At 42.4% G+C, this 14,443-nt stretch carries 5 protein-coding genes; 1 reads left to right on the plus strand and 4 read right to left on the minus strand.

Annotation, left to right across the window (positions count from 1 at the left end):
• Nucleotides 1-123: 123 nt before the first annotated feature.
• From Xenpb_RS00895 to nhaA, 4 genes are all read right to left on the minus strand, one after another.
• A complete protein-coding gene (locus Xenpb_RS00895; protein WP_187652669.1) occupies nt 124-6,126 on the minus strand; it encodes a non-ribosomal peptide synthetase in 6,003 nt (2,000 codons plus the stop codon).
• Nucleotides 6,123-10,223: a non-ribosomal peptide synthetase gene (locus Xenpb_RS00900; RefSeq protein ID WP_187652670.1), complete on the minus strand. Its 4,101-nt coding sequence runs from the start codon at nt 10,221-10,223 to the stop codon at nt 6,123-6,125. Before Xenpb_RS00900 ends, Xenpb_RS00895 begins: the two co-directional genes overlap by 4 nt.
• A gap of 735 nt (nt 10,224-10,958) precedes the next feature.
• Complete coding sequence (nhaR, locus tag Xenpb_RS00905) at nt 10,959-11,900, minus strand: transcriptional activator NhaR (RefSeq protein WP_187652671.1); 942 nt, start codon at nt 11,898-11,900, stop codon at nt 10,959-10,961.
• Nucleotides 11,901-12,107: 207 nt separating this feature from the next.
• The gene (nhaA, locus tag Xenpb_RS00910; protein ID WP_187652672.1) at nt 12,108-13,277 is read right to left on the minus strand and encodes a Na+/H+ antiporter NhaA; all 1,170 of its coding nucleotides are present in this window, start codon (nt 13,275-13,277) and stop codon (nt 12,108-12,110) included.
• Between the two features lie 206 nt (nt 13,278-13,483).
• On the opposite strand from nhaA, the gene Xenpb_RS00915 reads away from it, so the two are divergent.
• The gene (locus tag Xenpb_RS00915) at nt 13,484-14,332 is read left to right on the plus strand and encodes a DMT family transporter (RefSeq protein ID WP_187652673.1); all 849 of its coding nucleotides are present in this window, start codon (nt 13,484-13,486) and stop codon (nt 14,330-14,332) included.
• Nucleotides 14,333-14,443 lie beyond the last annotated feature (111 nt).

Genomic DNA, 14,443 nt, shown 5'->3' on the forward strand with positions numbered 1-14,443 from the left:
TTCCGTCAAGGCCTGTTCTCATCAACATTCTGGCTCGGATGTAAGACCCTTTCCACACGACTCCTTTCTATACTACTTAGCGCGTTGGCGCGATTTTCAACAGAGGTTACCAGCGGTCTGATATCAGTGATAAAAATGACTAATACTTTCTTTCTCCCGACCCGTTATGATGACATCCATTAACCGTTCATAATATTTGATTAAGCTATCAATAGTTTCTTCAGAGTACAGTTCTGTATTATATTCAAGCCCACATATGATATTTTTTGGCTTGTTGAGAAGATACATCCCAAGTGATTCGAAAGGAGTCGGATCAATCATTATTGGCTCTATGCCGAGGTTCTCTAATAATTCCTTTTCGTCATTAACTACATCCAGATAGTTATCCATATAGTTAAAGACAATGTTAAACATAGCATCCCTTGCTTTTTCACCGACAGAATCAATAACCATCGACATATGAACATCTAAGTTTTCCAGCGCATTGTAGGTAGCCTGGCTAATTTGTTGAATGATATCATGTAAGCTCATTTCCTTATTAAGGCTGGATTTGACGAGCACGGCATTCAAAAACAATCCTATTACTTGCTGGCTTTCTATACTATCGCGTTCAAATTGTGGTGAAGAAGTCATTATCTGTGACACACCTGTATGCATAAAAATACAAGTATGGAACAGGGCCATAAATAGCATATATGGCGTAATTTTATTAACTTCACAATATGGTGAAACCACTTTATTTAATGAATTGGGTATATTGATATATCGAACATTAAAGTGACCTTTTGACGCTGCATGTGTACTGAAATCAGCCAGAAAATCAGACTTCATATTGAAACCAGCAAACTGGTTTTGCCAAAACTTAAGCTGTTTTTGACATTTTTCTGCTTTATGACGTTCTTGCGAAGCATAAATGTACTCAGAATATTGCATGGCAACGGGTGGAAGTATGGGGGTTTCTCCTTGTGAATAGAACGCATACAATTGTAAAAACTCTTTCATAAAGATATTGATTGACCAACCATCAAAAATCATATGGTGAATATCAAACAATAATGCAGCATTTGTTTCCGAAATAGGAAAAAAGAATGCTCTGATTAATGGGTCATGATAAATATCAAAAGGTATTTTCTGTTCCTCTTTCCAAAATGCTTTAATTTCATTGAATAATTGTTCTTTTCCTATTCCTTTTGGCTGTAATGCAATAAGCTGAAAATCAATTGTCATATCATTGTCAGGTTGTACGAATATCTGCTCATTTTCTTGATAGAATTTTAAGCGCAAACTTTCATGCCGTCCTAAAAGAGTATTCAAACTTTTTTTCAAAGCATTGCTGTCAACTTTTCCATTTATCATTAAAGCAATTGGTACATGAAAGCATCGTTCTATTATCCCTTTTTGCGTCAACGGCAAAAATGCTTTTTGACAATTATAGAGCGGTATTTTCCCATCAAAAGCAGTGTGTAATGAGTTTAGTGTCGATATTTCAGATTCTTTAGTGCTCTTAATGATATCTGCAATTTGAGTGATGGTCGGGTTGGTGAATAATTGATGCATACTGAAATTACAGTTCAAACTATTTTTAATGGTTGCCGTAACCTTAGCAGCTAAGAGTGAATGCCCTCCCAGTGCGAAGAAATTATCATGAATACCCACTCGATTAATTTTCAATTGTTCTTGCCATAATTGACAAAGTTTTTCTTCAATTTCATCTCTTGGTGCAACGTAATTTTTCTGGTGTAAGTCACTTTCTTCCGGAACAGGCAGCGCTTTTTTATCCACTTTATCATTCAATGTGAGCGGCATTCGCTCCAGCGGAATATAAAGGCTAGGCAGCATATATAGTGGCAATTGCTTTCTCAGCGCGGATTCAAGGAGTTCTGAAAGTTCACTGCCAATAGTCGAGATTTGCGGGTAATTGGCTAGGTAGGTTTGGTTATAGTCATGACGGGCCTGCACGGGTGGCAATTCACCCCGGCTGAAAATCACATCCAGCAAATCAGGCTGCTGTTGTGACCAAGTCACGCCGCACTGGTAGCCACATTGTTCAGCGTATTGAAGCAGTGATTCAAATGATTGAACCTGTTCCATCGCTTCTGAAGAGAAACTGCCAGCATACTCTGATGGGGATATGACCTGGTTTGCCGGCCAGTGGCGTAACCCCTCCGCCAATGCAAGATCATCCTTGACTCTGCTGTTTGGAATGCCTGAAACACCAAACGTGTCATCTGCTCCTGTCTGTAATAGATCTTGCAGACTATCAAAGGTGTCAAAATCATACCAATTTAATGGCAAATCCCGACAAAACTCTGCCTTTTTGTCTCGTTTATGCAGAATGACATCGTAACGATAACGCAGCATTTCATTATCACCGATACCGCGTTTGATCAGGATATCAACCTGACTAATTTCCGCATAACGGGATGGCAATTGAGCAAAATAGGTCGGGCTGAGCAAAAACTCCGGCTCTTGTTGCAGACGGCGTTGAATACGATTTGCCAATATCCCGGCTTCAATACGTTGCCCGTTCAACCGGCTTTGTTCGATGGCTGTCACATGCGCCGTTAACAAATCTAAGTTGCGGATATCGCCCAGTAAGATTTTTCCTCCTGCTTCGACGGCGGGGATGAGCTGTGCAATCACTTTGTCCATATATTGAAGATTAGGGAAGTATTGGACGACAGAGTTGATCACAACGGAATCGAATTCACCGTCTGTCAATCCGCTTAAGTTAAGCGCATCTCCTCTTCTTAACTGGACATGTGACCAACCGCGCTGTTGTAGGATCTGCTGATGCCGGTTTAGTACTTCAGCCGAGATATCGGTTGCCAGCACATATTCACATTGCCCGGCATAGTGATACAGCAATAATCCCGTACCACAGCCAATCTCCAATAAACGGCGGGGATGCAGCGCGTCAATTCGGTGCATAATACCGGCCCGCCACTCTTCCATCTGGTCAAGGGCGATCGGCTGTTCGGTATAACTGCTCACCCAGCCACCGAAATCACTGTCTGCTTCGCGGTTATTGATCACAACATCAGGTTCATCATGTTCGGCTGTTTCCTGACGGTATTGCTTATCAAAGATTTCTGTCCAGTTATCCAGATAATCCGCATTATATACCGCCGCTTTTTCAGCCAACCAAGCTGCGGTTGGCGTGACATAGGCAATGAGTCTTTTATCCTCATTGTCTTGACTATAGGCGATCACGGCGGCACTGCTTAAGGCATCATGTCTGCTCAAGGCAGTTTCTATTTCACCTAACTCGATACGGTGACTGCGAATTTTGATTTGAGAATCTATACGACCAATAAACTCCAATTGACCATCCAGTGTCCAACGGACTAAATCGCCTGTCCGATAAAGTCTGTCTTCTGGATCACCGAATGGATCGCGGATAAATTGCTTTTCGGTGATTTCTGGTGAATTCCTGTAACCACGTGCCAACTGAACGCCACCGATATGCAGCTCTCCGATAGCACCAATCGGGACTAGGTCTCCTTTTGGATCAAGAATACGTATTACGACGTTAGGCAATGGTTTACCAATCGTAATCCGGTCATCAGTTAATAAACTGGCTGTGACAATGGAGGTGCATTCTGTAGGGCCGTACACGTTAAACAATTTTCTGCCTTGTTGCCAATGAACCGCTATTGTCGGGGGTACAGCCTCGCCTGCCAGCAGTAAGGCTGAGACTGAACGCCACTGTTCGAAGTTCAAATGAGGCAGTAGTGCTGGTGGCAATACCGCATGGGTAATCTGATATTTTTCGACAAAATCATCCAGTAGTTCAGGGATCCGCCGCTGGGTTTCGGAAATCAAATACAATGTTGCGCCATAGGCCAATGACATCGACATCTCTAAGATCATGGCATCAAAGCTCCAGGAGGCAAACTGCAATATCCGGCTGTTTTCGTCAGCACCAAATATAGCCGCTTGTGAGAGTGCCAGATTGACCCAACCTTTATGCTCCAACATTACACCTTTTGGTTTGCCTGTAGAGCCAGAGGTATAAATCACATAGGCCAGATGATTTTCCATCAAGGGAATCGGACGTTCAGTGATATTCTCTGTGGGCAGATTTTGTAGGTATGACTGTAATTCCTCTGTATCCAGACAAAACACCTTTTGCTGGCCGATAGGCAACTTTTCCACCTGATGGGTTTCGGTCAGGATAAATTGCGCTCCGCTGTGCTCTAACATATATTGCAAACGTTCTTCCGGGTAATCGGGATCGAGTGGCACATACGCCCCGCCCGCTTTCAAAATACCCAACAATGCCACAACCGCTCGTAATGATCTCGGAATGCAGAGTGCAACTGGTGTGTCGAGTTTAATCTTCTGCTCAATCAGATAGTGTGCCAGTTGGTTTGCTTGCTCATTTAATGTCCGGTAAGTTAAGGCATTATCATTAAAATTCAGTGCCGTTTTTTCAGGATGCCGAACGACCTGCTCTTCAAATAACTCATGAAAACAACGCCCTCGTTGGCTATCATCCTGCGGCCCATTCCACTCATGAATTAAAGTGTGCATTTCAGAAGCAGACAAGAGCGGGATATCATGGACAGAGGGTTCTACAGTGCCAGCAGGACGTTTCAGTATATTGACAATGTTGGCAAGCAGTGTTTCATAATTGGTGAGTAACCGGGCAATCGTCTCGTATTTAAATAAGTGGGTGTCCGCGATCCATACAATGGATAACCCACCTTCATGTTCATCTTCATAAACATGGACTTCCAAATCAAACCGGGGGGCCAGAAGCGCACCCTCTTTAGTGGTAATAACGGAGGTAATAAAGTTAGAGTGTTCCAACTCTGTATTTTGTTGGTTATTTTGCCCGGCAAAGACTATCTGGAAGATAGGGTTATGATTTAACGCCCGCTCCGGACTGATTTTTTCTACCAATGCCTCAAAGGGCAGATCCTGATGGGTATAGGCATCCAGAATGGTGCGACTGTTCTGTTTTAACAGTTCACTAAAAGTCGGTTGGTCGGATAAATCTGTTCTGATAACCAGCATATTGACAAAGAGTCCAATGAGCGGCTCAACGTCACGGTGCATTCTTCCTGCCAGTACGGTGCCAACCAAAATATCTTTTTCATTACTGTAACGGCTGAGCAATACCGAAAACGCCGTTTCCAGAAACATAAACAAAGTTACTCCATGTTTGGCACATAATGCTCTGATTTCTTGTGTCAGACGCTTTGAAATACGCTGTAAATGGGCATACCCTTCAATATTCTGTTTTTCCGGGCGTGGGTTATCTAATGGAAAACGGTGAACCGGAGAAATACCGGCTAATTGGTTCTGCCAGTAATTGAGTTGTTTTTCCAGAATATCCCCTTGCAGCCACTCCTGTTGCCACCGGGCGTAATCACTATATTGGATTTTTAATGGTGGCAGCGGATTTTCCTCATTCTGACAATAAGCCCGGTATAGCGTAAGAAGCTCTCTGAAAAATATCTCCACTGACCAGCCGTCACAGGCAATGTGGTGAATGGTATAGAGTATGACATAATCCTCTTCGGCCATTTTTATCAATCGGATACGCAACATCAGATCTGTTCTGAGGTTAAAAACTTGTTGTATTTCTTCTTTGCCAAGTTGTTTTACTTGATATTCTTTCTCGTTCTCTGAGAGTACAGACAGATCATATTGTGTAATCGGCAAGTCGTAGGAAGTAGTGATAACCTGCCGTGGTTCGTTATCAATCATTTTAAAATGAGTGCGTAAAGATTCATGGCGTTCAAGCAGGGTTTTTACTGCCGCCTCAAACGCCTTGATATTCAAAACCTCCTGTATCCTGAAAGCCCCCGAAGTATTGTACTGCGGGCTGCCGTCAGCCAGTTGGTCAATCAGCCATAAACGTTGTTGGGCGTAGGAGAGTGGATAGTGTTCTGCATGACTATAACGCGGAATATCCGGCAACTGTTGTGTACTGGTTTCTTCTGCATCAAGCTGATTCAGAAAATCGATCAGCTCTTGTTTATGGTGTTTCCATTCACTGAGCAGCTCAGGGGGAATACTGTCGCGTTGAGTTCTGTATCTCAATTTATTACCAGAAACAAATAGAGTAATTCCTTGATTTAAAGCTTCATTAATAATTTGTGCTGCATTTCTCATATATCACCTTCCAATAGTTCCAGCATTGTGTTTTGCTCAGTCGGGAAATTTTTTCTTTTTTCTTTGATGAGATGAACTGTGATGACTTGTGACAACTGCTCAAGCGTCGGGTGTTCAAAAATGCTTATTAACGGTACTTCGATCTTCAACTCATTGCGTATTGAACTGATAAGGCGTGTGGCTTGTAATGAATGCCCGCCCAGCGTAAAGAAGTTGTCATCAATACCAACTTGACTGACATTCAATAATTTTTGCCATAACTGACTGATTTTTTGCTCTACTTCATCTCTCGGCGCAACATATGTTTTGCGATGAAAATCCTCTTCATTGGGGGTGAGAAGCGCTTTTTTATCCACTTTGTTGTTAGGTGTGAGTGGCATTCGTTCCAGCAGGAGATAGAGGTTGGGAACCATATATTCCGGCAATTGCGTTTTCAGGAAAGATTTGAGTAATTCTGAAAGTTCGCCGCCGACGGCAGAGATTTGCGGATAGTTAGTCAGTTGAGATTGATTATAGCTATGACGGGCCTGCACAGGCGGCATTTCATCACGGCTAAAAATCACATCCAGCATGTCCGATTGTTTTTGTGACCATGTTACGCCACACTGATAACCGCATTGCTGCGCATATTGAAGCAGAGATTCGAATTCCTGAACCTGTTTTGCTGCCTGTGGGGAAAAGCTGCCAGCATACTCTGTCGGCGATATCATCTGATTTGTCGGCCAATGGTGTAGCCCCTCCGCCAAAGTCAGATCATCTTTCACGCGGGCATTGGGTATACCAGAAACACCAAAAGTGTCGTTCACACCCGAATGCAACAAATTACGCAGGTTTTCAAAGGAAGAAAAATCGCACCAAATTAAGGGCAAATTGCTGCTAGATTGCGTATTTTCACTCCGTTTATATAAGATGACATCATAACGGTAACGCAGCATTTCGTTATCGCCCACACCACGTTTCACCAGAATATCGACTCTGTCTATCTCTGGGTAATGTTCAGGCAATTGGGCAAAATAGGCCGGGCTGAGTAAAAGCTCTGATTCTTGTTGCAAACGGCGCTGAATGCGGTTTGCCAATGCCCCCACCTGAATACCCTGCCCATCCAACTGGCTTTGTTCTATGGCGGTTGCATGGGCGGTTAACAGATCTAAGTTGCGGATATCTCCCAACAGGATTTTTCCACCTTCAGAGATAGCCGACATTAACTGTTCAAGCACTTTTTCCAGATATTGACGATTGGGGAAACAGTGAGCAACGGCGTTAATGATGACAGTATCGAACTTATCGGTGTCCAAAGCGCCTAAGTTAAGCGCATCCCCCTTTCTTAACCGGACATGCTGCCAGCCGCGTTGTTGCAGGATTTTCTGATGCCGGTCCAAAATTTCAGCCGAAATATCGCTGGCCAGTACATATTCACACTGTTCAGCATAGCGATACAGATGTAAACCTGTACCACAACCAATTTCCAATAACCGGCGCGGCTGTAGTGCGTTAATTCGGTGCATGGTGCCAGCCAGCCACTCTTCCATCTGCTCACGGGCAATCGGTTGTTTGGTATAGCTGCTCACCCAGCCAGTGAAATCACTGTCGTATGGTGCTGAGTCGTCAGCGAGGCTTTGGCGGTATTGTTCATCAAAGATTTCTGTCCAGCTTTCAATGTTGGCTGTATTAAATTCTGCCGCCCTTTCCCCCATCCACTGTTCATTCGGACAAACGTAAGCAATCAGTCTCTTATCTTCATTGTCTTCACCGTATGCGATCACAGCAGCACTACTTAAAGCATCATGCCGGTTCAGGGTATCTTCAATTTCACCCAATTCAACGCGATAACCACGAATTTTGACCAATGAATCGGTACGACCGATGTACTCCAATTGACCATCTGATGTCCAGCGGGCTAAATCCCCCGTCCGGTAGAGCCTGTTTTTGGCATTGTCATCCGCATAGGGATCGCGAATAAACTGCTTTTCTGTGATTTCCTGTGCATTCCGGTAACCTCGTGACAACTGACTTCCCCCGATATGCAGTTCCCCAATGACTCCTATAGGAACCAGTTTTCGTTCCGGATCAAAAATACGGGCCACGATGTTAGGTAAGGGTTTGCCAATCGTAACCCGGTCATCAGTTAATAATCCTGCGGTTACCATGGAAGAGGTCTCTGTAGCGCCATACGCGTTAAAGAGTTTTCTGCCCGGTTTCCAGCGAGTTGCTATTTGTGGTGGTAGCGCCTCTCCCGCCAACAATAAGGCTGAGACAGAACGCCATTTATCGAAGTTCAGATGAGGTAATAGTGCTTGCGGCAACATGGTATGAGTGATTTGGTATTGTTCAACCACATCATCCAGCAGTTCAGGAGTATGTTGCTGTTTTTCTGAAATCAAACACAGCGTTGCGCCACAAGGAAAAGACATCGCCATTTCTATGGTCATGGCAACAAAGCTCAAGGAGGCAAACTGTAATACCCGGCTGTTTGTATCAAGCCCAAATAGTGCCGCCTGCGATAATGCCAAATTAACCCAGCCTTGATGTTTCACCATCACGCCTTTCGGTTTGCCCGTCGAACCGGAGGTATAAATCACATAGGCCAGATGCTCTTCTGTCAGAGGCATCGGGCGGTCAGTGATATTCTTTGTTGGCCGTGTTTGCAGGTGTGACCGTAGGTCCTGCGTATCCAGATAAATCACTTTTTGCTGACTGACAGGCAATTTTTCGACCAGATGGGTTTCAGTCAAGATCAGCTCAACTTCGCTGTGCTCCAGCATATATTGAAGACGAGCCTGCGGGTAAGTGGGATCTAATGGTACATACGCCCCGCCTGCTTTAAGAATACCTAACAGCGCTACTATCGCTTGTAATGATCTCGGTATAAAAAGTGCAACCAGCGTATCAGGTTCAACCCCCTGTTCAATCAGATAGTGTGCTAGCTGGTTGCTTTGTTCATTGAGTTCCTGATAACTCAGCGAATCATCCCCAAAAATCAGTGCTGTTTTCTCAGGTGTCCGCACGGCCTGCTCTTCAAACAATTCGTGGAAACAACGCGCTGGTTGATAATCTTTCTGAGGGCCATTCCACTCATACAATAACGTATGCTTTTCAGCATCAGATAAAAGTGGGATGTGATGAACAGAAGGCTCCGACACTCCACTAATATGTTGTGTTAACGCATCAACGGTATTGGCAAGCAGGGTTTCGTAATTGGCAATTAATCTCTCAATCGTAACGCCTTCAAAGAGGTCAGTGTCATAATTCCATAAAAGAGATAATTCACCTGTATCTTCTTCATAAACCCGAATGTCTAAATCCAGCCGATTTTTTAAAGACAGATATTCTTTGCGATCAATGTGATTATCTTGCTTCAAAGCCGTGTTTTGTTGGCGGCTCTTTTCCAGAGTAGAAGTTTCCAGAGTAAAAGCGATTTGAAAGATAGGATTATAATTTAAATTTCGATTCGGATTTATTTCTTCCAGCAACATCTCAAAAGGAAGATCCTGATGTGCATAGGCATTCAAAATAGTATGGTTATTTTGCTTTAACAATTCACTGAAAGTGGGGTGACCGGATAAATCTGTTCTGATAACCAGTAAGTTTGCGAAAGAACCAATTAAGGACTCAATATCATAATGCTTTCTTTCTGTAATTAGTGTTCCAATCAGAATATCTTTTTCATTATTGTAACGGCTTAGCAGCACAGCAAAAGCGGTTTCCAGAAACGTAAATAATGTCACTTCATGTCTGGTACACAACACGCTTATTTCTTGTATGAGGTTCTTTGGGATGCGTTGCTGACGTGTACACTTTTCGAAGCTTTGTTTTTCTGGGCGTGGGTTATCCAAAGGAAAATGGTGTAATAGAGAAATGCCTGATAATTGTTTCTGCCAATAATCCCGCCTCTTTTCCAAAATTATATATTGTGTTTCTTCTTTTTGATGAGATTGACTGAGGAAGTCGATTAATTTTTTTTTGTTATTTATCCATTCCCTGAATAATTCTGATGGAATGCTGTCACGGCTGGTTTCGTATTTTAATCGTCCATTGTCAATAAATAATTTAATGCCTTGATTACCCGCTTCTTTGAACATTTGTGCTGCATTTTTCATATATCACCTTTAAACGATTTTTATTATACCTTATTAGAGATGTTTTATTGTTAAGTATCATATACCCCAGAGCTTTCAAGTTGCATCGCAGAGAATAGCCGACATATTTTTTAATGTATCAGCATCGATATAAAAATCATTCACTCCTCGGTCATTAATCACTCTTAATCTTTTATCCAAATTGACCAAGCATAATTGAATCTTCAACAATTAGTCCATTTGTACTAGCCGATATATTTTTTAATTTATGCTCCTGATTTATTATAAACACTAAGGCTAACGCATGAGCTTTTTTTCTTTTTCTTTATGTGTGAATTAAATAATAAGGGTTTATTATATTAAACACACCAAAGAAGCGCATTTATCTTTGATGGATGAGGCAGAATCATGTGGTTTATTTAATGAATGCTCATGCGTTAGTCCCATTATAAATACATCGGATAGAGGATAAGGAATAATAACGAATAATAATAAAGAGAACCTATATCATTATTCGAATAACAACAAATATTATTGATTAAACATTGTGTAATCGAAATTCCGTCCCAATTCAGCAATAAAAATAAAGAGTGAGGCACAGAATATCGGAACTAAAAATAAAAACATAATTCAAAATATATTTTATTAGGAGTAAAATAAAAATAAAAAAAGATACTGGCAACCCGTTGAAAATAATGTTTTTGTTTTTTTCATTAACCCCTTCTATGAAGGGGGTTTTTTACTTCTATTTTTTACTTACAAAAGTTGTTCAGGATGACTTTTAGAAGGGGAATGGAGAAGAGGCGCATTAAACAGCGCGGAAAAATCTTTGTTACATACGCGCTGAACGGCGGGATGCTGGATCATCCGCTCTGCAAAGATAACGTAATACTCTTCCTGCACTGAATCTAATCTGCCTACCTCAATAATATCGCTGTCAGCGAAAGTATCATTGGCATAGAAAGAGGGGGCGATGAAAATGGCGTTATGGTACATGCCAAATGCTTTCATCAATGCTGCATCGTCGAATTCTCCCAATACTTCAACTTGCAGGTTTTTATTGCGTATCCATGTCAGCAGTTTCCTGCCCAGCATTGAACGGCGTCCGGGGATCAACAGACGGCGCTCTTCCAGACATTCAGGAAATGGTTTTTCTGGGATTGGCGCGCGGCAGTAAAAACTAATGCTACATTCTCCCAACTTGACAGAAAACAACCCTTCCTGCTGGGTGGAGTCAACCGGGCAATCTGATAAGATCATATCCAACTTATGCTGGCTGAGTTGCTCAAGCAACATTTCATGGGTTGATTCAAAACAACGTAAGTGGATTTTCTCATGCTCTACCACTGTGGTTTCCAACACTTTGCTGACTAAGCGCTTAGACAGAGCATCAGCGACACCGACATCAAACAGTAGGTTTGATTCCCTGCTGTAGGTGACGATATCCAGCATTTCCTGACTGAGTGTAAACATTTTATCCGCGTAGCGGAAAATCAACTGCCCTAGTTCAGAGGGCACCAGGCCCCTTCCTTGACGTTTAAATAACTTCCCCTCCAAGCGCTCTTCCAACGCCTTGATTTGCCCGGTAATGGTCTGTGGTGTTAGGTACAGCGCTTCTGCTGCACCTACAACAGAGCCTTCCTTACAAACATGCCAAAAATAGTAAAGGTGGTTAAAGTTTAAATGTGAAACCCGCATATATTTATCCTTGTATTGCCTCACATCTGTACAACAGCCGTGACCAACATTTTAAGCCGCCAGATTATGGCGTTCCCCTATTTTTTTGATATGAAATATTTGCGACACAACATGTTCAACTGCTATACCGCGAATATTAAGAGGATGAATTACTTCGGAAATTACTTCTGGTTTTGTGTTTAAATTAGTCTATTCATTTGCTTTTGGCTACGTTTTTTTCTTCGGTAATAGTATGTTTAATAATCCATAACCGACGATGGCGGCGGTTGTAGAGCCAATCAAAATACCCAGACGAGAGTAGGTACTGAAAGCGTCATTTAGACCTTCGAATGCCAGGCCGGAAATAAAGATAGACATGGTAAATCCGATTCCGCATAAGACAGAAACCGCGAAAATTTGTTTCATACCAATTTTTTCCGGTAACTTAGCCATTCCCAGTTTTACTGAAATCCAGCTAAACAGGAAAATTCCCAATGGCTTGCCGATGAACAGGCCGAGCGCAACGCCCGCAGGCAGCATGCTTATCAGGCCATCCAAAGTGACACCCTGCAATGAAACACCCGCATTGGCAAAAGCAAACAGTGGCAGAATTAAATAAGCGACCCACGGATGTAGTTCATGCTCGAGCGTTTCGGAAGGTGAATCACCTTTTTTATCACGCAGAGGGATCAGGAACCCAACGATGACCCCGGCCAGCGTGGCATGAATACCGGATTTTAAGATACAAATCCATAAAACAACACCGACAGCCAGATAAGCGGATGTTTTGGCTACTCCTTTCCGGTTCATCCAAGCCAGAAGTGCAATCATAGCAGCAGCCAGACCTAATGCGCCTAAAGAAACAGTTTTGGTATAGAACAGAGCGATGATAATGATGACACCTAAATCATCAATAATTGCTAACGCAAGCAAAAATACTTTTAACGCGGTAGGAACACGTCTTCCCAATAACGCCATAATGCCAAGCGCAAAGGCGATATCTGTTGCAGCGGGAATCGCCCAACCTTGCCGCGCGATGTCATCACTACCATTAAACAGTAAATAGACCAAAGCGGGAGCCAGCATACCTCCAAGGGCAGCAATGGCCGGAAAAATTGCCTTATCACGACCCGCAAGTGAGCCTTCCATGAGTTCACGTTTTACTTCCAGCCCGACAATGAGGAAAAACACTGCCATTAATCCATCATTTATCCATAGTAATAATGGCTTATTGATTTCCAACGCCGCGAACTGCACTGCGACAGGAAGGTTGAGAAATTGATGATAAATACCCTGCAATGGCGTATTCGCCATAGCCAGCGCAATGATGGCCGCTATGATGAGGATAATTCCTCCTGCTGCCTCTAATTTCAAGAATTGGCGAATGATTGCAGTCATGAATAGATAACCTATAGAGATGGATCAAAACGCTAATGTTATGTCAGTCATGATATCGGAAAAAGTAGATTATTTGTGCCAAATAAATCGATAAAGACGAATCATAACTTTGTGAAAGTAACATACTTTTCAATATTGATAAATTGCATTAGATAATAGATGATGTTTTTATCACCTGTTATGTTAATAATTAAACAAAATACTTCATGACGACTGTACTTTTCTTGTTTGTCCTTTGCGCAGCTTTATTGCATGCTAGTTGGAATGCTTTAGTGAAGATTAGCGCTGATCGATTTTTGGGTATTTCAATTATCGTCTTTTTTGCCGGGTTGATTTCAACATCAGGATTATTTTGGGTAGGGTTGCCGGCATTCTCATCTCTACCGTGGTTGATATTATCCGCCATTCTGCATACCGGTTATTGTCTGTTTTTAAGCCGTTCTTATGCCTCAGGCGATCTAAGCCAGGTATATCCGATTGCCAGAGGGTGTGCACCGCTCATGGCTGCCTTATTGAGTTGGTTAATTCTGCGGGAAGCGTTACCTCCCATCACCATGTTAGGGGTAGGGTTAATCATTGTAGGGATCATTTTGATTGCGTTTCCACAAGGGAAAAAATCTTTTCACTTGGATCGCAAGACATTGGTTGCAGCAATTATTACATCAGCATTTACTGCTGGTTATACCCTGTCTGATGGTGTCGGCTCCCGTACCAGCGATAATGCCTTAACCTATATTTTGTGGCTATTTACTATTAATGGTTGGGTAATGGGTGTGATTATGTATTTCAAGTATTGGAATACGGCTGGAAAAAGTATTCGTCAATACTGGAAGCAGGGTTTGATGGGAGGGCTGATGCAATTATTGAGTTATGGCATTGTTATTTGGGCAATGAGCCATGCTCCTATTGTGCAGGTGGCTGCATTGCGTGAAACCAGTGTGCTGTTTGCCATGTTATTGTCAGTTTTTATCTTGCGGGAACCGTTTAGCAAAATGCGATTATTGGCCTGTGTTGTGATTATTATTGGAATTATTAGTACTAAGTTAATAAGATAAATTATCTGCATTACTGTTATAATCAATAACCCGATAACCCGATTTTCCACCTGTTCTTATGAAATCGAAGATAACACTTTCTGAGCCTGAACGAATTACATTGCAACAACT

Origin of the sequence: Xenorhabdus sp. PB62.4, from assembly GCF_014467285.1 — a bacterium.
GTDB lineage: Bacteria > Pseudomonadota > Gammaproteobacteria > Enterobacterales > Enterobacteriaceae > Xenorhabdus.